This window comes from Streptomyces sp. NBC_01408 (assembly GCF_026340255.1).
GTDB lineage: Bacteria > Actinomycetota > Actinomycetes > Streptomycetales > Streptomycetaceae > Streptomyces.
This window is the reverse complement of the sequence record NZ_JAPEPJ010000002.1, coordinates 233,132-254,563: the sequence shown is the minus strand read 5'-3', so window position 1 is coordinate 254,563 and position 21,432 is coordinate 233,132. Positions and strand designations below refer to the sequence as shown.

At 73.3% G+C, this 21,432-nt stretch carries 15 protein-coding genes and 1 riboswitch; of the genes, 10 read left to right on the top strand and 5 right to left on the bottom strand.

Annotated elements, in window-relative coordinates:
• The first annotated feature begins 41 nt into the window (after window positions 1-41).
• Window positions 42-1,643, top strand: coding sequence for a carboxylesterase/lipase family protein (locus OG447_RS23600; protein ID WP_266939189.1), 1,602 nt, complete (start codon window positions 42-44; stop codon window positions 1,641-1,643).
• Window positions 1,644-1,793: 150 nt separating this feature from the next.
• Window positions 1,794-2,801, top strand: a complete 1,008-nt coding sequence (locus tag OG447_RS23595; protein ID WP_266939188.1) for a LacI family DNA-binding transcriptional regulator — start codon at window positions 1,794-1,796, stop codon at window positions 2,799-2,801.
• A gap of 81 nt (window positions 2,802-2,882) precedes the next feature.
• Here OG447_RS23595 and OG447_RS23590 read toward each other — a convergent pair whose 3' ends face one another.
• Together OG447_RS23590 and OG447_RS23585 are read right to left on the bottom strand one after the other, a co-directional pair.
• Entirely contained in the window at window positions 2,883-3,641 is a 759-nt protein-coding gene (locus tag OG447_RS23590; protein ID WP_266939186.1) for a phosphatase PAP2 family protein, read from the bottom strand.
• Between the two features lie 282 nt (window positions 3,642-3,923).
• Window positions 3,924-4,883: an alpha/beta hydrolase gene (locus OG447_RS23585; protein ID WP_266939185.1), complete on the bottom strand. Its 960-nt coding sequence runs from the start codon at window positions 4,881-4,883 to the stop codon at window positions 3,924-3,926.
• Window positions 4,884-5,126: 243 nt separating this feature from the next.
• Between OG447_RS23585 and OG447_RS23580 the strand changes: the two genes are divergently transcribed.
• Complete coding sequence (locus OG447_RS23580; RefSeq protein ID WP_266939183.1) at window positions 5,127-5,732, top strand: ATP-binding protein; 606 nt, start codon at window positions 5,127-5,129, stop codon at window positions 5,730-5,732.
• A 503-nt stretch (window positions 5,733-6,235) separates the two neighbouring features.
• Here the strand turns inward: OG447_RS23580 and OG447_RS23575 are convergent.
• Window positions 6,236-7,054 carry an alpha/beta fold hydrolase gene (locus OG447_RS23575; RefSeq protein WP_266939182.1) on the bottom strand — a complete coding sequence of 273 codons (819 nt, stop codon included), beginning with the start codon at window positions 7,052-7,054 and terminating at the stop codon, window positions 6,236-6,238.
• Window positions 7,055-7,145: 91 nt separating this feature from the next.
• Here OG447_RS23575 and OG447_RS23570 point away from each other — a divergent pair, with 91 nt between their 5' ends.
• Window positions 7,146-9,176: a transcriptional regulator gene (locus tag OG447_RS23570; RefSeq protein WP_266939180.1), complete on the top strand. Its 2,031-nt coding sequence runs from the start codon at window positions 7,146-7,148 to the stop codon at window positions 9,174-9,176.
• Between the two features lie 75 nt (window positions 9,177-9,251).
• Here OG447_RS23570 and OG447_RS23565 read toward each other — a convergent pair whose 3' ends face one another.
• Together OG447_RS23565 and OG447_RS23560 are read right to left on the bottom strand one after the other, a co-directional pair.
• The gene (locus OG447_RS23565; RefSeq protein ID WP_266939178.1) at window positions 9,252-9,986 is read right to left on the bottom strand and encodes a carbonic anhydrase; all 735 of its coding nucleotides are present in this window, start codon (window positions 9,984-9,986) and stop codon (window positions 9,252-9,254) included.
• Between the two features lie 120 nt (window positions 9,987-10,106).
• Window positions 10,107-11,522: a short-chain fatty acyl-CoA regulator family protein gene (locus OG447_RS23560; protein WP_266939176.1), complete on the bottom strand. Its 1,416-nt coding sequence runs from the start codon at window positions 11,520-11,522 to the stop codon at window positions 10,107-10,109.
• A gap of 378 nt (window positions 11,523-11,900) precedes the next feature.
• Here OG447_RS23560 and aceA point away from each other — a divergent pair, with 378 nt between their 5' ends.
• From aceA to OG447_RS23530, 6 genes are all read left to right on the top strand, one after another.
• A complete protein-coding gene (gene aceA, locus OG447_RS23555; RefSeq protein ID WP_266939174.1) occupies window positions 11,901-13,202 on the top strand; it encodes an isocitrate lyase in 1,302 nt (433 codons plus the stop codon).
• 103 nt (window positions 13,203-13,305) lie between these two features.
• Window positions 13,306-14,904 (top strand): malate synthase A, encoded by a 1,599-nt coding sequence (gene aceB, locus OG447_RS23550; protein WP_266939172.1) that lies wholly within the window; start codon window positions 13,306-13,308, stop codon window positions 14,902-14,904.
• Window positions 14,901-15,785, top strand: coding sequence for a 3-hydroxybutyryl-CoA dehydrogenase (locus OG447_RS23545; protein ID WP_266939171.1), 885 nt, complete (start codon window positions 14,901-14,903; stop codon window positions 15,783-15,785). The genes aceB and OG447_RS23545 overlap by 4 nt, the downstream gene beginning before the upstream one ends.
• Window positions 15,786-15,931: 146 nt before the next feature.
• A riboswitch (cobalamin riboswitch) is annotated at window positions 15,932-16,157 on the top strand.
• 170 nt (window positions 16,158-16,327) lie between these two features.
• Window positions 16,328-18,649 carry a 5-methyltetrahydropteroyltriglutamate--homocysteine S-methyltransferase gene (gene metE, locus OG447_RS23540; RefSeq protein ID WP_266939169.1) on the top strand — a complete coding sequence of 774 codons (2,322 nt, stop codon included), beginning with the start codon at window positions 16,328-16,330 and terminating at the stop codon, window positions 18,647-18,649.
• Window positions 18,650-18,938: 289 nt separating this feature from the next.
• Window positions 18,939-20,267, top strand: a complete 1,329-nt coding sequence (locus OG447_RS23535) for a cytochrome P450 (protein WP_266939167.1) — start codon at window positions 18,939-18,941, stop codon at window positions 20,265-20,267.
• Window positions 20,268-20,354: 87 nt separating this feature from the next.
• Window positions 20,355-21,422: an amidohydrolase family protein gene (locus OG447_RS23530; RefSeq protein ID WP_266939165.1), complete on the top strand. Its 1,068-nt coding sequence runs from the start codon at window positions 20,355-20,357 to the stop codon at window positions 21,420-21,422.
• Window positions 21,423-21,432 lie beyond the last annotated feature (10 nt).

Sequence of the window (21,432 nt, the reverse complement as noted above, 5' to 3'; positions counted from 1 at the left end):
TGTCGGCGCGCATCCGGTGCGCGGTCAGGAAGGAACGGCTCATGGCTCACTCCCCAGGGCGGGACCACGTGGTGGTGGACCTCCCCGCAGGGCGCCTCCGTGGCGGGGTCGAAGACGGGGTCACCGTCTTCCGGGCCGTCCCCTACGCCGCACCGCCCGTCGGTGACCTGCGCTGGCGGCCCGCGCGGCCGCACCCGGGGTGGACCGGGACGCGGGTCGCCACCGCCGACGGCCCCAGCGCGCCGCAGCCGTACCGGGAGGAGGGCGATCCGGTGCTCGGCGGTCACGGTTCGCCCCCCTTCGACGAGGACTGCCTGACCCTCAACATCTGGACGCCCGCGGCCGACGACGCCCGCCGGCCGGTGCTCGTCTGGATCCACGGAGGCGGCTTCGTCTCCGGCTCGGGTTCCCTGCCCGGGTACTCCGGGGCCACCTTCGCCCAGGACGGAGACCTCGTCTTCGTGAGCGTCAACTACCGTATCGGGGCGCTGGGTTACCTCTCCTTCGAAGCCGAGGGCGACGTCATCGGTGAGGGGGGTGACGGCGAGGCCGAAGGGGGCGCCAATCCCTGGCTCACCGATCAGCTCCGCGCCCTGCACTGGGTACGGGAGAACATCGCCCTCTTCGGCGGCGACCCCGACCTCGTCACGGTCGCGGGCCAGTCGGGCGGCGCGGTGTCCACCGCCGCCCTCGCCGGCCATCCGGAGACCCAGGGCCTGATCAAGCGGGTGATCCTGCAGAGTCCGCCCTTCGGGCTGGGCCTGCCCGCTCCGGAGGCCTACGGGGAGCGCGTTGCCGCCTATCTGGAACTCGCCGGGGTCAAGACGGTGGCGGAACTCCGCGCGCTGGACTGGCCGGAGCTGATCGGAGCGGGCCTCGGGCTCTTCGCCCGGACGGCGCGCTGGGGGTACTGGCCGACACCGTTCCTGCCCGTGATCGACGGGGTCACCCTGGATCGCCATCCGGCCCGGACCCTGACGCACGGCGCCGCGGCGGGCGTCGACGTGATGATCGGCTGGACCCGCGAGGAGGCCAATTTCGGCTTCGCCCTCGACGAGGGGTACGCCGCCGCCACCCGCGAGCAGGTCACGGCCCGGATCGCGGACACGTTCGGGGCCGATAGGGCCCCCGAGGTGTACGCGGAGTACGAGCGGGCCCGGCCCGGTGCCCGCCCCGCCGACGTCCTCATGGACCTCATCACGGACGAGCTCTTCCGCGTACCCGCCCTGCGGCTGGCCGAAGCGCGGGCGGAGACCGGGCACCCGGTGTGGGCCTACCAGTTCGACCTGCCCACGCCCGCGCACGAGGGCCGGCTCGGGGCCGCGCACTGCCTCGAACTCCCCTTCGTCTTCGCCAACTTCGACCAATGGGCGCACGCCCCCTTCCTGGCCGGGCTGACCCCCGCCGTCCGCGACGGGCTCGCGACCGCCATGCACCGGGCGTGGATCGCCTTCGTGCGCACGGGCGACCCGAACCATGCGGGCCTGCCGCAGTGGGACCCGTACGACACCCGGGAGCGCACCACGATGCGCTTCGACTCCGTCGTGACGGCGCTGGGCGACCTCGCGGGCGCCTCCAGGGTCCTGTACGGGGACGGGCTGCCCGGCCCGGTATCCGCGGGTACCGCCGAAGGCGCGCCGTAGTACTCCACCGGTACCGGCGCAGGTGCGGCCACGGCTACTCCGTAGGTGCGCCTGCCCGGTCCTCGTAGGTACGTCCGCTCGTCCGTGATCTAACTCGTGTAACCTCGGAAGGGAAGTGCGAACCGAGCAGAAGGAGCGTCGAGGGACGCCATGGCCAAAGACACCCACGTCCCCGCGACCACCACCAGTGCCGATGTGGCCCGCCTGGCGGGAGTCTCGCGTGCCACCGTCTCCTTCGTCCTCAACGACACCCAGGGCCACCGCGTCAGCGCCGGCACCCGTGCGCGCGTGCTCGACGCGGCCCGCCAGCTCGGCTACGTACCGCACGCCGCGGCCCGGTCCCTGCGGGCCGGCCGCAGCAACCTGGTCCTGATGCCCGCCTCCGTCTCCGCGATAGGCCGCCTCGTCAGCGACTGGGTCGACGACCTGCACGGCGAGCTCGACCAGCGCGGGTACACGGCCGTGCTCCACGCGGGCCGCTTCGGCGACCCCGTGGACGCCGCCCGGGCCTGGGCCGAACTGCGTCCGGCGGCCGTCGTCGCCCTGGACGGCGACCGGTTCACGACCCAGGCGGCCGACCTGCTGCGCCGCGCCGGGGTGCGCGGGCTGCTGGCCTTCGCGGCGCACCCCGTCGAGGGCGTGTACACCGTCGGCTTCGACCACACCCACATCGGCGCCACCGCGGCCGAGCACCTCATCGCGCGCGGTCGCACCAGGATCGGCGTCGTCATGCCGCAGGAGCGCGGGCTCGGCACGCTCGCGGAGCCGCGCCTGGCGGGCGCCGAATCCGTCGCGGCCCGGCACCTGGCAACCGTCACCCCGGTCGAGCTGGCCTACACGCGGGAATCCGCTACGGCCCTCGCCCGGCGCTGGCCGAGCCTCGGCCTTGACGCCGTGTTCGCCTACAACGACGAGTACGCGGCCCTGCTGCTGCACGCCTTCCAGGCCGAGGGCATCGCCGTACCGGAGGAAGTCGCCATGGTCGGCTCCGACGACCTGGTCCTCTCCGCGCTCCAGCAGCCCCCGCTCACGACGATCCGCCTGGATCTGCCCTCGCCCGCGCGGATCGCGGACTCCCTGCACGAGCTGATCGAGACCGGGAAGGCGCCGGCGCTGCCGCCGGTCGAAGCCGTCCTCGTCCACCGCCAGAGCTCCTGAGGCGCCGGCGGGACGCTCAGGTCCCGCCGGCACCTCGGCCTTGCGGGACCTCCCGGCGCCGGGGTGTCCGTCCTCCGACGGTCAGCGCCTCGCGTGCTGGGGCCGATCGGCCGGCGGGACGGGATCCGGGGTGTCCACGGCCGCCCCCCGACGGCCGTGGACCCGCACGCGCTCCCGGGCGAGCGCGGGTTCGCAGAGCCACCACGCCAGCAGCCCGGCCCCCGTGCCCGCGGCCGCGCCGGCCACGGTGTCGCTCAGCCAGTGCGCGTGCAGCCAGGTACGGCTCCACATCATGGCCAGCGTGAACACCGCCCCGCCCAGCCACCACGCCCGTCGCCGAGCGACCGGGACCAGCAGCGCCCCGACGATGACCATCAGCAGGGCCGCCGAGGCCACGTGGCCGGACGGGAAGGAACCGTGGTCGACCCGGACCAGCGGGTCGGCCGGGCGGGGCCGGTCCACCAGGTGCTTGAGGCCCTGGACGACGAGCATGTTGGCGCCGAGGTAGACGCCGAGCAGGAAGGCGGCGGAGACCCAGCGCCTCCGTACGAGCAGCAGGACCAGCAGGGCGATCGGGACGACGGCGCCGAGCGGGCCGCCGAACCAGTCCAGGGCGGCGGCGACGGCCGCGTACGGCCCTTCGTGCGGGCCGCCCATCCAGCGCAGCCAGCGGTCGTCCAGACCCTGGAAGGGCGGATTGACGACGTCCGGGCGGACGATGAGGGCCAGGAGCGCGGCGCCCCCGAGGAACAGCAGACCCAGCGCGAGCGCGCCGCGGCCGCGGGTCGCCCCGGAGGCGCCGGGTCTGTCGGAGGTGGTGGTCACGGGGTGCGGGGACATGACTGCCTCTCGCGACGGCGGGTGTGACCGCGGCCGTCGACGTGGTGGGTGGGGTGGTTGGGGTGGGGCGGGATGTGGCTCGGGGTCTGGGTGGGCGGGGGCGCGGCCTGGCCGCGCCCCCGCGCGGGGGTGGAACCACTGCCTGACGTAGTGCCGAGGCCGGTAGGCCGGTGAGGCGGGTGAGGGCTGCGAGGCCAGTAGGCCCGTGAGCCCGGGGCAGTCAGGTCGAGGCGTGCGTGCGCCCTCGGCGGGAGACCCAGGGTCCAGCGGAGGGCTTCGGGGTCAGACCCCGGCACCCGCGCCGAGGTGGCCGGCCAGGAAGGCGACGCTCTCGGCGACGATCGCCTCGATGTCCGGCGAGCCGAGGAAGATGTGGTCCGCGCCCTCCACCGGCCGCAGGGTCACCTCGCCCCCGGTGCTCACGAGCGCCCGCGCCAGGGCCTCGCTCTGGCTGTACGGGACCAGCCCGTCCCTGGTGCCGTGGACCAGGAGGAACGGCGGCGGATTCGAGCCTTCGGCGTACGTCACCGGGCTCGCGGCGCGGGCGAGCGCCGGGCGCTCGGCCTCGGTGCCGCCCAGCAGGGCCTCGTAGGGGTCGGGGAACTCGACTCCGCCCGGCATCGGCGGCATGGGGTGATCGGCGAGGGCCTCCAGGTCGGAGACGCCGTACCAGTCGACGACGGCCAGCACCCCGGTGTCGCCGGAGCCGACGCCGTGCGCGCCCTCCAGGGCCGGGCCGTCCGCACTGCCGGGACCGACGAGCCCGGCCAGGGCCGCCAGGTGGCCACCCGCCGATTCGCCCCAGACGCCGATCCGGTCCGGGTCCACGCCGAGCACCCCCGCGAAGGCGCGGACGTAGCGGATGGCCGCCTTCACGTCGTGCAGCTGCGCGGGGAACGGGGCTTCGAGGCTGTGCCGGTAGTCGATCGAGACCAGCGCGAGTCCGGCGCCGAGGACCGCCCCGTGCAGCAGGGCCGCGGGCACGGTCGGCGGCGGGTAGCGCCGGTCGCCGTCCAGCCAGCCGCCGCCGTGGATCCAGACGACCGCGGGGAACGGCCCCTCGCCCGCCGGGAGCTGGACGTCGAGCAGCCGGGGACGGAAGCCGGGCGTGGTCGCGTACGTGACGCCCTCGAAGCGCCGTACGCCGTCCGCGCCCGTCACGGGCGGTACGGGGGACTGGTACGGCGGGGGCGGCCAGGTCATGTCGGCGATGTCGAACTCGGCTGGAGGAGACTGCGTCATTGGGGCCCTTCCGATGGGTGCGGCCATGGCGGCCGACGGGTCCCGGCGTGGGGCGCAGGCTTCGCGACGTTTGTCCGAAATGCTTGCGCGGAACGCTGGGGGAGGCTTAACGTGTTACACGTGTAATCAGAACTCTAGCGACGCGTTTCCGCTGACCACAAGCCCATGGGCAGTCCGACTTCCCCGGCAGTTACACGAGCCGTTCCAGTGGGTGCGCCGCCTTCCCCCCTCCGGGAGCACGCCATGCCCACCCCCGCCGGCAGATCCGCGCCCCTCGCAGAGCCCCAGCACCCCGGGTGCCCCGTCCCGCCCCCGTACTCCGCCCCGCCCGAGCACCACGTCCCGCCCGAGCACCTCCTTCCCGAGCAGCTCCTTCCCGAGCACCTCCTTCCCGAGCACCGTGTCCCGCCCCAGCCGTCCTCGCCGACCCGGGGTCCTTCCCCGGCATGCAGCTTCGTCCACTGGGTCACGGATCCCGTCGCGGTCACCATCCCGCAGGTCAGGGCCCGTGTGCGTGCGGCCCTCGATGAGTGGCGGGTGTCCCGCGAGGTGGCTGACGTGCTGCTGCTGGCCGTCAGCGAACTGGTGGGCAACGTCGTGCGGCACGCGGCCGACGGGTGGATGCGGGTCGGCGTGAACCGGGGCGGGGGATGGCTCCGCCTGGAGGTCGCCGACCAGGGCGCCGGCCTGCCGCGCCTGCCCTCCCCGCAGGCAGAGGCCGACCTGGACTCCGAGGGCGGTCGCGGGCTGCTGATCGTCCAACTGCTGGCGGCCGAGTTCGGAGGCGAACTCTCCGTGGTGGCAGGGGAATCGGGCAAGTCCGTCCGGATGCGCGTCCCGGCGGCCTGATCCGGGCCGCGACGGCGTTCGCCTCGGTTGCGGCCCGGTGGCCCGAGTACCGGGCCGCTCGTGCTCCTACTCCCTGCACTCGCGGGGCTGATCCCCACGCCGGGGCCGGAGACCCTGACGTACCCGCCTGCTCCCCGCCCCGGCGGGGAACCCGCATGCCGCCGCCTGCCCCGCGGCCGCCCGTGCCTCGGCCCGCATGCGCGGCCGGGGCGGGTGCGGGTGCTGATGCGGGTGCGGGTGCGGGTGCGGGTTCGGGTTCGGGTGGGTCGTCGGCCGTGCGGCCAGTTGTGGCCGGGGGGCTTCCGCGGGCTTCTTCTGCGGCGGTGGGGTTTTCGGCGGGTACGACGGCGGGACCTTGGGGCCCCTGGCCTCTGGAGCGGTCAACTCGTCCTCCCGGAAGCGGAAATCGGGCAGCTCTCCCTCATCCTGGCACTGCCTCACGGAGGGCGGGGGCGAAGCCGGGCTTCCGCCGGACAGCCCGGGCGGGCACTCAGTGCCCGTGGTCAGGACGTGATCGGGTGCCGGGCCAGGAAGCGGGACAGGGCTTCGGCGACCGGCCGGGACCGTTCGATGTGGAGCAGGTGGCCCACGCCGTCGACGACGCAGTCCTCGACGTCGGGCACGGTCGCGCGGAGGAACGCGGCGACGTCGACCCACAGGGGCTGGGTGTTGCCGCCCCGCACGGACAGAACCGGTTGGCGGATCGCAGCGGCCTCGTCGGGGCCGAAGCGCCACTCGGCCAGGGCGGGCAGCTCGATCCCGAAGAGCGTGTCGGCGTCCTTGAGCGACTGCATGACGCTGCCCGGCACGCGCGCGTCGAGCAGGGTCCGGCAGCGCTCCCGGTCCATTCCGGCGGCGACGGACAGGAACAGCCCGACGGCGCGTTCGGCCTCCCCGTCGGCGTACGCCTCGAACGCCGGCACCACCTGGGCGAAGAACGCTTCGCCCGCGGGCACCGACAGCAGGGTGAGCTCCAGCAGGGCGACCGTGACGACGCGGTCGGGGCGGTCCTGCGCGAGCTGGGCGGCGACCGCCGCGCCGGTCGAGTGCCCGGCCACGTGGACGCGGTCGATGCCGAGGCGGTCGAGGAGCGCGAGGGCGTCGGCGGCATGATCGGCGACGCCGACCGGCCCGGGGGTGTGGGTGCTGCCGCACCAGCCCCGCTTGTGGTAGCGGATGAGCTGGTAGTGCTTGCTGAGCGCCGGCTCGGCGACGAGCGGGACGAACCCGTCGGGGAGGACCGGGCTGATGAGCAGGACCGGCTCCCCGCTTCCGCGGATCTCGTATTCCAGCTGGATGTCGTTCACTGTGACGGTGTCCATGATGTCCTCCATTGCCGTCGTGGCTCACCATGGAGGCGTAAGCGGGACCCTTACCGCCGTAACCGATTCGCCCGGCACCGAAGGAAACTCCGTGAATCATGCCTCCGGCGACGGAAGAGCGCTGGTGGAGGGGGCGCGGAACGCCGCGGCCGGTGGCGCGTGGGCGGACGCCTACGCCGGCTACCAGGAGGCCCGGGAAGCGGGCGAGCTCGCCCCGGCGGACCTCGCCGACTTCGCGGGCGTCGCTTATGCCGCGGGGCATCTCGACGTCGCGATCGAGACCTGGGAGCGGGTCCACGGCGAGTTGTCCGGGCTCGGCGAGGACAACGGCGCGGCCGGAGCCGCCGTACAGGTCGCCATGCACCTGCTGTTCGACACCGCGCTCATGGCGCCCGTACGGGGCTGGCTACGTCGCGCCGAACGCCTCCTCGACCCCGAGCCGACGACGCCCGCCCACGCATGGCTCGCGGTGGTACGCACCTTCGAGCGCCTCCTCAGCGGCGATCTCGACGCGGCCCGGGAATGGGCCGCACGGGCGGTCGAGACCGGCTCGCGCACCGATCCGGCCGCGGCCGCGATCGGGCGCGTGGCCCAGGCACGGCTGGTGATCCTCGACGGAGACGTCCCGCGGGGTCTGGAACTCCTCGAGGACGCCGGTGCGGCGGCGATGTCCGGCGACCTCGACCCGCTGTCGACCGGAGTCGTCTACTGCGAGCTGGTGTGCGCACTCCAGGGCCTGGCCCAGTACGAGCTGGCCGAGCAGTGGACCGAGGCGATGGAGCGGTGGGCGCGCACGAGCGCGATCGGCAGCCTGCACGGCCGGTGCCGGGTGCACCGGGCCGAGATCCTGCGCCTGCGCGGCCAGTGTGCGAACGCCGAGCAGCAGGTGCTGCTGGCCTGCGACGAGCTGCGCCCCTACGTGCGGCGCGAGCTGGGCTGGCCGCTGACGGAGCTGGGCCGGATCCGGCTGCGGCGCGGCGACCTGACAGGCGCGGCGGAGGCACTGCTCGCCGCACACCGCCTCGGATGGGACCCCGAACCCGGGCTCTCGCTCGTCCGGCTCGCCGAAGGCGACCTCGACACGGCGGCCGCCTCGATCCGTGAGGCGCTGACCCGGCCACGGCCGGTGCCGTCGAAGGAGCTGCCCCCCACCTCCGGACTGCGGCGGGCCCCACTGCTGGACGCGCAGGTCAGGATCGCCGTCGCCCGCGACGACCTGGAGACTGCGCGGATCGCGGCCCAGGAGCTCGAGGAGGTGGCCGTCCGCTTCGAAAGCAACGCGCTCGCAGCGTCGGCTCTGCGTGCACGGGGCGAGGTCCTGCTCTCCGAGGGCGATGCGGCCGGTGCGTCGGAGCGGTTCACCGACGCCGTCCGTGCCTGGAACGAGATCGGTGCCCCTTACGAGACGGCCGAGTGCCGGCTCCGCCTCGCGGACGCCCACCGCGCCCTGGGCAACCTCCAGACCGAGACCCTGGAGCGGGAGGCGGCGCATACCGAACTCGAACGGATCGCGCACGCGCCCGAGGCGGCGGCCGACGGCTCGCAACCGGCCATGACCGAGCCGAACACCTTCCTCCGGGAGGGCGACCACTGGAGGGTCGTCTTCGACGGCCGGCACGTGACCGTCCGCGACAGCAAAGGCATGCACCATCTCGCCCGGCTGCTTGCCGCGCCGGGCCGGGAGTTCCACGTCCTCGACCTCGTCGCCGCCGACAGCGACGACCCCGGCGCCGCCGGCGCGCTCGCCCGCACCGGCGATGCGGGGCCCCTCTTGGACGACCGGGCCAAGCGGATGTACCGCAGGCGCCTCGCCGAGATCGAGGAGGACATCGACGATGCGCGTGCCGACCACGACATCGGCAGGCAGGAACAGACCGAGCTCGAACGCGATTTCCTGATCGGCGAACTCGCCCGGGCCGTCGGGCTCGGCGGGCGCGACCGACACGCCGGCGCGGCCTCCGAACGCGCCCGCGCCGCCGTCACCCAGGCCGTACGCAAGGCCATCGCCCGCCTCCGCGACACCTCCCCGCCGCTCGGGGACCACCTCGACCGCACGATCCGCACGGGCACCTACTGCGCCTACGCCCCCGCCCCGCGCCTTCCGTCCCCGTGGTCCACCTGACGCGAGCACGCGAACGGCCGCGCTGCCGAACCGGTCCGGAGCGGGAGCTAGTGCTGTGGGGGCCCCGTGGCGCGGTCAGTGGAGTCGGCGCACCCGCTGGTCGGTCAGCTGGTACCGCGCGCCGACCGCGGTGAGCGTGCCGGCCGCGATCCTGGAGGCGAGTTCGGGCTCCGCGGCCAGCCGGGACCGGACGAGCAGCACGTTCGCGGTGATGGCGGCGTCCACGCGGGCCGCGCCCGTCAGCTGGTGGTCGATCGCGGGGCGGATCTGCTCGGCCAGGTACTGCATGTGGCCGGGCAGCTGCCCGCCCGCCGCGTCCGCCTGGACGGCGGCTGTCACCGCCCCGCACGACTGGTGCCCCAGCACCACGACCAGCGGGATGCCCAGTTCCCGGACCCCGTACGTGACGCTGGCCAGCACCGCCTCGTCCAGGACCGAGCCCGCGGAACGGACCGTCAGCAGGTCACCCAGCCCCTGGTCGAAGACCAGCTCGGGAGGGACCCGGGAGTCCACGCAGCCCAGGATCACGGCGAAGGGGTGCTGCCCGGACACCACGGTCCGCCGTACGGCCTGCGTCTCGTCGGGGTGCCGCTCGTGCATCGTCCGCCAGCGCCGGTTCCCCGTACTCAGCTCCCGCCACGCCGATTGCGGCGTGCCGGGGCGGGCGCTGTTCGGCCCGGAGGAGGTGGCGGCCGAGAGGACCGGGCGGCTGGAGACCGACCCGGCACACACGGCGACGACCCCCGTCAACGCGGCCCGGACGAGCCGGCGCCGCCCCGGAAGCCCGTAACCGTCAGAGTTTCCCGTCATACCTGGACAAACTAGGCGCACTTCGGTCCTGACGCGATGTCTGGCACCCGCCTGCGGCGGTGAGGAGACGCCGTCACCCGCCCCCGGCTCCGCGCGCCCACAGCCGGAGCATGCGAGGCGTCAGTCGCGGACCGGGGCCGGGCTCCCCGTGACCGGGTACGGGATGAAGGTGCTGCTGTTCTCGTCCACGGTCAGCGCCCGGCCCAGCGGCGGGACGGCCCGCTGCGGGCAGTCCAGCCGCTCGCAGAGCCGGCAGCCCATCCCGATCGGGGTGGCGGCCGCGGCGTTGTCGAGGTCGAGTCCGTCGGCGTACACGAGCCGGGACGCGTGGCGGATCTCGCAGCCGAGGCCGATGGCGAAGGTCTTCCCGGGCTCGCCCCAGCCCCCGCGGTGGCGGGTGACGGCGCGCGCGGTCCACAGGTAGCGCTGCCCGTCCGGCATGGCGGCCACCTGTACGTGGATGCGGCCCGGCGCCGCGAAGGCCTCGTACACGTTCCACAGCGGGCAGGTGCCGCCCGCGCGGGAGAAGTGGAACGCGGTCGCCGACTGCCGTTTGGACATGTTCCCCGCCCGGTCCACCCGGACGAAGGAGAAGGGCACCCCGCGCAGCCTGGGGCGTTGCAGGGTGCTGAGGCGGTGGCAGACGGTCTCGTAGCCGAGGCCGAAGTGGTCGGTGAGCCTCTCGATGTCGTAGCGGAACTCCTCCGCGGCGGTGTGGAAGGCCGCGTACGGGAGGATCAGGGCCGCGGCGAAGTAGTTGGCGATGCCGATCCGCGCGAGGGCGTGGGCGGGGGAGCCGACGGGGAAGTCCTCGGCGGCCAGCCGGTCCAGCGCGTCCCCGTACTCGATCAGGCCCAGCTGGGTGGCCATCCGGAAGGCCTGCTGGCCCGGCCGGAGCCGGTTCGACAGGTGCAGGACGCGTGCACCGGCGTCGTAGTGGTGCAGCCGGTCGGAGTCCGCGGCGATCCGGATCCCGTGCCGGTCGGCGAGCCGGCGGGTCAGCGCGTGGACGACGTCCCCCGGGCGGATGCCGATCTCGCGGGCCAGGCCCTCGGCGGCGAGATCGGTGTCGTGGAGGTAGTTCTGCCGCCGGTAGAAGAACTCGCGGATCTCCTCGTGGGGTGAGCGCGGGGCATCGGCCACGCCGTCCCGGCCGTCGGCGGCATCGGCGAGGCGCTCGGCCAGGAGCTGGCCGCGCCGGCCCAGGTCCAGCAGGACCGCGGCCACCGCGGGCATCCGGGTGGCCAGTTCGGCCAGGTCGGAGGAGGAGACGCGGGCTTCGGCGACCTCGTTGGCGAGCGCCTCGCGCAGGTCGGCGACCATGCGGCTGGTGTCGCGCTCCGAGAAGAAGCCCGGATCGACCCCGAAGGCCTCGGTGAGGCGCAGCAGCACCGGCACGGTCAGCGGGCGCGAGTCGTGCTCCATCTGGTTGAGGTAGCTCGGGGAGATGGCGAGCACCCGGGCCAGATCGGCCTGGGTCATCCGCCGCTCCTCGCGCAGCCGCCGCAGCCGCGCACCCGCGTACGTCTTGCTCACCGCAGTCCCCTCCTCCTCGCCGTGCCACGTCAGAGTACGCGGGCAGGTGCCCGAGCAGGGCTTCGCAACCTTGGCAAAACGGCCGCCGAAGATTCGCAAACCTTGGCAGATGTACCTCCTTGATGGCACTCGGTGCCAATGTCAGAGTCGGTCCTGCGGCCCGCCGGACCCGGTAGCCGAGGTGGACTTCCAGGCCTGATTCACGCCCTGATGTCGGTGATCCCGGCAGTTCCACCCAGCGGCTCGGCAGCATTGCTCAGCTTCGGCCCGCAGGCGGGTCCGGCGGTCTTACCTCAGGTACAGGCACAGAGTGCCAATCAGCAGGGCGTATGCCCCGCTCATTGGCAAGACAAGCGACGGATGGAAACGGTGACGGTCATGGCAGAGGCGAACACGACGGCGGCGGCAGAGCAGCTCGCGCGGCGATGGGCCGACGACCCCCGGTGGGCGGGCATCGAGCGCACCTACAGCGCGCAGGACGTCGTCCGGCTCTCGGGCAGCGTCCGCGAGGAGCACACCCTCGCCCGGCGCGGCGCCGAGCGGCTGTGGCGGCAGCTGCACGAGCAGGACTACATCCACGCGCTGGGCGCGCTGACCGGCGGCCAGGCGGTCCAGCAGGTGCGGGCCGGACTCCAGGCGATCTACCTGTCCGGCTGGCAGGTGGCGGCCGACGCCAACCAGGCCGGGCACACCTACCCCGACCAGAGCCTCTACCCGGTCAACTCGGTGCCGCAGGTGGTCCGCCGGATCAACAACGCCCTGCTGCGCGCCGACCAGATCGCCACCGCCGAAGGCGGCACGACCGGCTCGGCCGACGGGGGGATCGACTGGCTGGCCCCGATCGTCGCCGACGCCGAGGCCGGCTTCGGCGGCCCGCTGAACGCCTTCGAACTGACCAAGGCGATGATCGCGGCCGGTGCGGCGGGCATCCACTACGAGGACCAGCTGGCCTCCGAGAAGAAGTGCGGCCACCTCGGCGGCAAGGTCCTCGTCCCCACCTCGCAGCACATCCGCACGCTCAACGCGGCCCGCCTCGCCGCCGACATCGCGGACACCCCGACCCTCATCATCGCCCGCACCGACGCCCTCGCCGCGAACCTGCTGACCAGCGACGTCGACGAGCGCGACGCGCAGTTCGTGACCGGCGAGCGCACCGCGGAGGGCTTCTACCGCGTCCGCAACGGCATGGCCCCGGTCATCGCCCGAGGCCTCGCCTACGCCCCGTACGCCGACCTGATCTGGGTCGAGACCGGCACCCCGGACCTCGCGCAGGCCCGCGAGTTCGCCGAGGCGATCCACGCCCGGTACCCGGACCAGATGCTCGCCTACAACTGCTCGCCCTCCTTCAACTGGAAGGCGGCCCTGGACGACGACCAGATCGCCAAGTTCCAGCGGGAGCTCGGCGCGATGGGCTACCGCTTCCAGTTCATCACCCTGGCCGGCTTCCACTCCCTCAACCACGGCATGTTCGACCTGGCCCGCGGCTACGCCGAGCACGGCATGACCGCGTACGTGGACCTCCAGGAGCGGGAGTTCGCCGCCCAGGCCCAGGGGTTCACGGCCGTCAAGCACCAGCGCGAGGTCGGCACCGGCTACTTCGACCTGGTCTCCACCGCCGTCAACCCGGCCTCCTCCACCACCGCGCTCGCCGGCTCCACCGAGGAAGAGCAGTTCCACTAAGCCCGCCCGCCGGCCCCGCTAGCCCCGTCGGCCAGCCCCTTCCCGACGGGTGCCCGGGGGACTTCCCCCTCGGGCACCCACCGCCCCCGCTGAGGAGAACCGCATGTCCCTCTCGCCCCTGACCAGCAGTGTCCAGGTCCTCGGCGCACCGGGTGAGCGCCACGAGGAGATCCTGACCCCCGCCGCCCTGGAGTTCATCGGCCGTCTCGACGCCGCGTTCGCCGAGCGCCGCCTGGAGGTCCTCAAGGAGCGCCGCCGCCGCTCGGGCCACCTCGCGGGCGGCACCCCGCTCGACTTCCCGCCCGCCACCCGCGCCCTGCGCGACGACCCGCACTGGCGGGTCGCCCCACCCGCGCCCGGCCTCACCGACCGCAGGGTGGAGATCACCGGCCCGCCGGAGCGCCGGATGGCCGTCAACGCCCTGAACTCCGGCGCCCAGGTCTGGATGGCCGACTTCGAGGACGCCACCGCCCCGACCTGGAACAACGTCATCGGCGGCCAGCTCAACCTGCTCGACGCCATCGAGCGCCGCATCGACTTCACCACCCCCGAGGGCAAGGAGTACCGCCTCGGCGAACGGCCCGCGACCATCATGGTCCGCCCCCGCGGCTGGCACCTCACCGAGGAGCACCTGGAGATCGGCGGACGGCCCGTGTCCGCGTCCCTGGTGGACTTCGGCCTGTACTTCTTCCACTGCGCGCAGCGGCAGATCGACGCCGGGTACGGCCCGTACTTCTACCTCGCCAAGCTGGAGAACCGGTACGAGGCACGCCTGTGGAACGACGTCTTCCTGCTCGCGCAGGAACTCCTCGGCATCCCCCGGGGCACCGTCCGGGCCACCGTCCTCATCGAGACGATCACGGCCGCCTTCGAGATGGAGGAGATCCTCCACGAACTGCGCGAGCACAGCGCGGGACTCAACGCGGGCCGCTGGGACTACCTCTTCAGCCTCATCAAGACCTTCGGCCACCGCACCGACTTCCAGCTGCCCGACCGGGCCAAGGTCACCATGACCGCCCCGTTCATGCGGGCGTACACCGAACTCCTCGTGCGCACCTGCCACAAGCGCGGCGCGCACGCCATCGGCGGCATGGCCGCGCACGTCCCCAGCCGGGACGCGGAAGCCAACACCGCGGCCCTCGCCAAGGTCCGCCTCGACAAGGAGCGGGAAGCCGAGGACGGCTTCGACGGCTCCTGGGTCGCCCACCCCGGCCTGGTCCCCGTCTGCCGCGAGGTCTTCGGCCAGGTGCTGGGCGACCGGCCGGACCAGCGGGACCGGACCCGCGAGGACGTCGAGGTCACCGCCGCCGACCTGCTGTCCGTACGCCGGATCGGCGCGCCCCCGTCACAGGACGGCGTCCGCTCCAACATCGCCGTGGCCCTGCGCTACTTCGACGCCTGGCTGCGCGGCAGCGGCGCCGTGGCCCTGTACGGCCTGATGGAGGACGCCGCCACCGCCGAGATCGCCCGCGTGCAGATCTGGCAGTGGCTGCGCCACGGTCACGTGGACCGGGCCACCGTCACCCGTCTCCTCGACGCCGAATGCGCCGCCCTGGCGGCCGAGGATCCGCGAGCCCTGGCCACCGAGGCCCGGGAGGTCTTCGCGGACACCGCGCTCACCGCGCAACTGCCCGCCTTCTTCACCCCCGAGGCCTACACCCGCCACCTCGTCCGCCGCGCCGCCGTGCGGGTGAACGCGTGAACGCGCCCGCGCGGCCGGCCCGCATCCAGCGCGTCGGGGTCGTCGGCGGCGGCCAGATGGGCGCGGGCATCGCCGAGGTCTGCGCCCGCGCCGGACTCGACACGGTCGTCGCCGAGGCCGACGCCACCGCCGCCCGGGCCGCCCGGGAGCGGGTCGCGGTCTCCCTGGAACGCGCCGTCCAGCGGGGCAAGCTCGACCGGATCTCCGCCGAGGACGCGCTGGCGCGGCTCGTCTTCACCGGCGACCTGGAGGACCTCGCCGACCGGCAGCTCGTCATCGAGGCCGTCACCGAGAACCCCGAAGCGAAGACGGAGGTCTTCACCCGTCTCGACAAGACCGTGGAGGACCCGGAGGCGATCCTCGCCACCAACACCTCCGCCATCCCGGTCATGCGGCTCGGCATGGCCACCGGCCGCGCCGACCGGGTGGTGGGCCTGCACTTCTTCAACCCGGTCCCCGTCCTGCCGCTGGTGGAGGTCGTCTCCTCCCTGCACACCTCGGCGGACACGCTGGCCGCCGTCGAGGCCTTCGCCCGTGACGCCCTCGGCAAGACCACGGTCCGCTCCCAGGACCGGGCCGGCTTCGTCGTCAACGCGCTGCTGGTCCCCTACCTCCTCTCGGCCATCCGCATGGCCGAATCGGGATTCGCCGCCCCCGCCGACGTCGACGCGGGGATGGAACTGGGCTGCGCCCACCCGATGGGCCCGCTCAAGCTCGCCGACCTGATCGGCCTGGACACCGTCGCGGCGATCGCCGAATCGCTGTACGAGGAGTTCAAGGAACCCCTGTACGCCCCGCCCCCGTTGCTCCGGCGGATGGTGCAGGCAGGGCTGCTGGGCCGCAAGAGCGGCCGCGGGTTCCACACGTACGGCCGGGGCTGAGGGGCCCGGCACGTCTCCGGGGCAGAGGGTGCGCCGGAGACGAGGCACGGCGCGGGTGCGGCGAGTGGTGTCGCCGCACCCGCGCCGTGTCCCATTTCGCCGTCCGATATGTGGACCACGGTGTTCATCCCCCGGCGGGTCGACCTAGGGTGGCCCACGCAGCTGGTTCGCCCCGTCCGCCAGGCGGGATGCGTCGTAAGAGGGAACCCGGTGGGAATCCGGGACTGCCCCGCAGCGGTGAGCGGGAACGACCGCCGTCATACGCACTGGGACCGGAACCGGTCCTGGGAAGCGACGGCCAGTAGGTGCCCGCCGGGAGACCGGCAGGCGCGCCCGCGAGTCCGAAGACCTGCCCGTTGCCCGTGCGCGAACGAACGCGCGCGGTTTCCCGGTGACCTCGTGGGCGGGTCGGCGTGCACCTCAGGCGGATCTCCGTCGCGCAGTCCTTCCGCGCGACCCCGGAGGCCCGCCCGATCCGGCACCCCTTCGCACCCTCGGCCCGTCACCGGGCCCATGGAGACACGCTCGCGAAGGAGAGTTCCGTGACCACCGAGTCCGCAGCCGCGGCAGTACAGGCCACTGTGTACGGCTACCCCCGCCAGGGCCAGAACCGCGAACTGAAGAAGGCCGTCGAGGGCTACTGGAAGGGCCGCGTCACCGCCGAAGCCCTCCAGGAGACCGCCCGCGACCTGCGCCGCGCCAACTGGAAGCAGCTCGCCGACGCCGGCCTCCACGAACTGCCCACCGGGGACTTCTCGTTCTACGACCACGTCCTGGACACCAGCGTCATGGTCGGCGCGGTTCCCGCCCGGCACCGTACCGCCGTCGACACGGACGCCCTGGACGGCTACTTCGCGATGGCACGCGGCACCCAGGACGTGGCGCCGCTGGAGATGACCAAGTGGTTCGACACGAACTACCACTACCTCGTCCCCGAACTGGGCCCCGAAACCGTCTTCACGGCCGACTCCGCCAAGCAGGTCGCCGAACTGGCGGAAGCCCTCGCCCTCGGCCACACGCCCCGCCCCGTCCTCGTCGGACCCGTCACCTACCTGCTGCTCGCCAAGCCCGCCCCCGGCGTCGCCGAGGACTTCGTCCCGCTGACCCTGCTCGACCGGCTGCTGCCCGTCTACGCGCAGGTGCTCGCCGAACTGCGCGGCGCCGGCGCCGACTGGGTCCAGCTCGACGAGCCCGCCCTCGTGCAGGACCGCACCCCGGCCGAACTGGGCGCCGCCGCCCGGGCCTACCGAGACCTCGGCGGCCTCACCGACCGGCCCAAGCTGCTGGTCGCCTCCTACTTCGACCGGCTCGGCGAAGCCCTGCCCGTCCTCGCGAAGGCGCCCGTGGAAGGCCTCGCCCTCGACTTCACCGACGCCGCGGCCGCCAATCTCGACGACCTCGCGGCCGTCGGCGGACTGCCGGGCAAGCGCCTGGTCGCCGGTGTGGTCAACGGACGCAACATCTGGATCAACGACCACCAGAAGTCCCTGACCACCCTCGGCACCCTCCTCGGCCTCGCCGGCCGCGTCGACGTCGCCGCCTCCTGCTCCCTCCTGCACGTCCCGCTGGACGCCACCGCCGAACGGGACATCGACCCGCAGATCCGCCGCTGGCTCGCCTTCGCCCGCCAGAAGACCACCGAGATCACCACCCTCGCCCGCGGCCTGGCCCAGGGCACCGGGGCGATCGCCGCCGAACTCGCCGCCAACCAGGCGGACCTCGCCTCCCGCACCACCTCCCCGATCACCCACGACCCGGCCGTACGGGCCCGCACCGCCGCGGTCACCGAGGCCGACGGCCGCCGCTCCCGGCCCTACGCCGAGCGCGCCGCCGCCCAGCGCGCCCACCTGCGGCTGCCGCTGCTGCCCACCACCACCATCGGCTCCTTCCCGCAGACCACCGAACTGCGCACCGCCCGCGCCGACCTGCGCGCCGGACGCATCGGCACCGCCGGATACGAGGAGCGCATCAGGACCGAGATCCGCGAGGTCATCGCCTTCCAGGAGAAGACCGGCGTCGACGTCCTCGTGCACGGCGAACCCGAACGCAACGACATGGTCCAGTACTTCGCCGAACAGCTCACCGGCTACCTCGCCACCCAGCACGGCTGGGTCCAGTCCTACGGCACCCGCTACGTCCGCCCGCCGGTCCTCGCCGGGGACATCTCCCGCCCCGAGCCGATGACCGTCCGCTGGACGGCCTACGCCCAGGAGCAGACCGCCAAGCCGGTCAAGGGCATGCTGACCGGCCCGGTCACCATGCTCGCCTGGTCCTTCGTACGCGACGACCAGCCCCTCGGGGAGACCGCCCGGCAGGTCGGGCTCGCCCTGCGCGACGAGGTCGTCGACCTCGAAGCGGCCGGGACCTCCGTCATCCAGGTCGACGAACCCGCGCTGCGCGAAACCCTGCCGCTGCGGGCCGCGGGCCACGCCGGGTACCTCGCCTGGGCCACCGAATCCTTCCGCCTCACCACCAGCGGCGTCCGCCCGGACACCCAGATCCACACCCACATGTGCTACGCCGAGTTCGGAGACATCCTCCAGGCCATCGACGACCTCGACGCCGACGTCATCAGCCTGGAGGCCGCCCGCTCCCACATGCAGGTCGCCGACGAGCTCGCCACCGCCGGCTACCCCCGCGAGGTCGGCCCCGGCGTCTGGGACATCCACTCCCCGCGCGTCCCCTCCACCGCCGAGGCGGCCGCCCTGCTGCGCAAGGGACTCGAAGCCATCCCGGCCGAGCGGCTGTGGGTCAACCCCGACTGCGGCCTGAAGACCCGCGGCTGGACCGAGACCCGCACCTCCCTGGAACACCTGGTGGAAGCGGCCCGCACGGTCCGCACCGAGGTGGGCACCACCGCCTGACGCGGTGTCGGGCCGGAACGGAGCCCTCGCTCCGTTCCGGCCCGGCGGGGCGGCCAGAAGCGGGTGCTGCCCCACGCCACACGGCCATTCAGTTGTCTCCCGGGCACCTGCCCGGGCAGCCGCCCCGTACGGCCACACCCCGGCGCTGACCAGTAGCGCCCTTCGCCTGCGACGGCCCTCTCCCCGCGCCGGCGCGCTCACTCGAACGAGCCAAGGGCCGTTTCGCCGTCCGCCTCCGCAGGGAACCGGTGTCTGCGCGGAAGCGGGAGTCTCACGAAGGGTGTGGAGCATGGCGCAGGAGAATGCGGCACCGGACGACGCCGGCGGGCTGCGGGACATCGTCTCGGCCGTGTCCAGAGGCGCGCCCGAGTTCCGGAGCTGCCCCCACCCCGCCTACGCGGCGCTGCGCGAGCAGGCCCCCGTATGCCCCCTGACGCCTCCGCACGGCATCGGCACCTACCTCATCACCCGCTACGACGACGCCCGCGACGCACTCTCGGACCCGCGGTTCAGCAAGGACATGCACGGCGCCCTCGACACCTACCACGCCGTGTACGGCAGCTTCTTCGACGCCCTCGACGACAACGTGCTCTTCTCGGACCCGCCCCGGCACACCCGGCTGCGCCGCTCCCTGCGGGGCGCCTTCACCCCGCGGCGCGTCGAGGAGATGAGACCCCGCATCACGGAGATCGCCGAGAAACTGCTCAGGGAATGCGGGCAGGCCAACGAGGTCGACCTGATGCCGACCTTCGCGTTCCCGCTCCCGATCGCGGTGCTGTGCGAGCTGATGGGCATCCCGCCGGGCGACCGCCCGGAGATCCTGAGCCAGTTCGGCGTGGTGACGCGCTCCCGGTTCGACCCCTCCAAGAGCGCGGAGCTGCACGCCGCCGAGGAGTGGCTGCAGAACCGGCTGGGACAGCTGATCGCCCACACCCGCGCCCACCCGTCCGACAGCTTCCTCAGCGACCTGATCCGGGCGGAGGGAGCCCTGGACGACGCGGACCTGATCTCCTCGCTGTGGGTCATCTTCTTCGCCGGCCACAAGACCACGGCGTTCCAGATCGGGAACTCGGTCCTCCATCTGCTGCTGCGGCCCGACCAGCTGGACCGGCTCCGCGAGGACCCGGCGCTGATCCCCGGCGCCGTGGAGGAGATCGTCCGCTTCGAGGGCTCGGTCGAGACCTCCACCTTCCGGTACGCGGTCGAGGACGTCGAACTCCGGGGCACGGTCATTCCCGAGGGCTCCCTCGTCCAGATCGCCATCTCCTCGGCGAACCGCGACCCCGCGAAGTTCGACTCCCCGGACGTCCTCGACGTGACGCGCGAAGGGCTCCAGGGCACACACCTGGGCTTCGGCCACGGAACGCACTACTGCCTGGGCGCGCCGCTGGCGCGGCTCGAACTCGAGGTCGCGCTCTCCTGCCTGCTGCGGGACTTCCCCGACATGCGACTGGCGGACCCCCGGGCGAGCGAGGCGGCCTGGCTCAAGGGGCCGGTGGCCGCCTTCCGGGGGCTGGAGCGGCTCCCGCTCGTCCTGGACCCGTCACGGCCGGCCGGGAACCGCCCACCGGCGCCCGACGCGGCCCCGGCGCTGGCCTCCGTGACCCCCCGGACGTAGCCCACTCCCCAGCAGCCTCCTCGAACACAGCCCTCTCGAACGCAGCCCCCTCGAACACGAACCGAAACGACAGGTGGTGGACGGGCGATGCCCGAATATTCGAGTACCTCCGGACTGGGCCTCCTCGGAACGGAGGCGGAGGAGCGGCCGACCTCGGCCGCGCGCGACGTCGCCGTCCTGGGCCCGGTCGAGGCGCACGGGCACCAGGCGAAGATCGACATGCATCACCACTACTGCGCTCCGCAATGGCGCGAATGGGCGGAGCACCACGGGCTCATCAAGCGGGAACAACTACCGCCGTGGGCACTGCTCGACACCGAGGCCGCGATCTCCTTCATGGACCGCGCGGGAGTGGCGACAGCCGTCCTGAAGCCCATGCTGCCGGCCCGCTACCCCTCGTCGGCGCAACTGCGCGAGGCGATCAACATCACGCTCCAGTCGATGATCGAGGTGGCGAACTCGCATCCGGGGCGGTTCGCCTTCTACGTCCCCCTCTTCCTCGACGACCCCGACGCCTCCTCGTGGGCCGTGCGCCGAGGCCTCGGACAGCTCGGCGCCGTCGGCGTGAACGTGACCGCCAACTACGGCGGCGTCTATCTCGGAGACCCCGCCTACGACCGCGTGTTCCACGAGCTGAACGACCACCACGCCGTCGTGGACACACATCCGCACAACCTCCCGGGCTGCCCGCCCGGCGCGACGACGGTCCCGGGCATCCCCAACTTCATGTGCGACTTCCTCCTGGACACCACCCGGGCCGCGGTCAACATGATCAGCCGACGGACGCTGGACCGCTTCCCCGACATCTCGGTGATCCTGCCGCACGCCGGCGGCTTCCTCCCGTCCATCGCGACCCGTATGCAGGCCCTCGGACGGTTCTGCGACCCGCCCGTCGACCCCGCGGCCGTCCGCGACCACCTCCAGCGCTTCTACTACGACACGGCGGGCCCCATGGCTCCGGCGGCGACCCTGCTGACCCAGGTCCCCGCCGACCGCCTCCTCTTCGGCACGGACTGGCCCGCCGCCCCGGCCGACACGGTCACCGACATCGCGCTCCCCGCCCTCGACGCTGACCCGGCCTTCACCCCGGAGCAGCTCCAGGGGATCTACCACGACAACGCGCTGCGCCTCATCCCCCAACTGGCCACCGTCTGACCAGGAGTTC